The organism is Streptomyces tricolor, assembly GCF_002155905.1.
Lineage (GTDB): Bacteria > Actinomycetota > Actinomycetes > Streptomycetales > Streptomycetaceae > Streptomyces > Streptomyces tricolor.
On record NZ_MUMF01000155.1, the window covers coordinates 11,785 to 11,989 of the forward strand.

The window sequence follows — 205 nt, forward strand, 5'->3', positions numbered from 1 at the left end:
CGCGGCCGGCTGCGCGGCACCGACTTCGGCCGGCTGCTGGTGCTGGTGAACGAGGACGCGGACTGCTACGGCGTCCTCGGCGAACTGCACACGTGCATGACACCGGTGGTCTCGGAGTTCAAGGACTTCATCGCCGTACCGAAGTTCAACCTCTACCAGTCCCTGCACACCGCCGTCGCCCGGCCCGACGGCCAGGTCGTCGAAG

The 205-nt window shown here is 67.8% G+C and carries 1 protein-coding gene; it reads left to right on the forward strand.

The features are described 5' to 3' along the window. The coding region (locus CCN44_RS46125; RefSeq protein WP_244203907.1) for a hypothetical protein at positions 1–205 on the forward strand (205 nt) is incomplete at both ends.